1 pseudogene is annotated in these 279 nt (G+C 81.7%); it reads right to left on the bottom strand.

Features of this window, described 5'->3' with window-relative positions:
* Nucleotides 1–222 (bottom strand): annotated as a pseudogene (locus JAO81_RS13790) (aspartate aminotransferase family protein); the annotation flags it as partial.
* Nucleotides 223–279 lie beyond the last annotated feature (57 nt).

The following is a 279-nucleotide window of genomic DNA, read 5'->3' as shown; positions in this document are numbered from 1 at the left end:
GTTGAGCGCACGGGCCGCGAGACCCGCGGCGGCCGCCACCGCGAGCGGCGGCGCGTGCAGATGCGCGGCGCACAGCGGGTCGGCGGGGTCCGCGGCGCCCGCCGCCATGAGTGCGACGAGGGTGCTCAAGGCCTCTTCGGCGCCCTGCCCCTGCTCCGGGAGCACGTCGTCGACGGCTTTACCGACCCGCTGCTCGACGGCTTCCGGTCCCCCGTCGGGCAGCGGACCGCCGCGCGCGGCGGGGGGCGCCGGCGGGGGGGGGGGGGGGGGGGGGGGGGG

It is taken from the genome of Streptomyces sp. N35 (genome assembly GCF_016464295.1).
Taxonomy (GTDB): Bacteria; Actinomycetota; Actinomycetes; order Streptomycetales; family Streptomycetaceae; genus Streptomyces.
The sequence above is the reverse complement of the archived record's forward strand: the minus strand, read 5'-3'. Positions and strand labels throughout refer to the sequence as shown.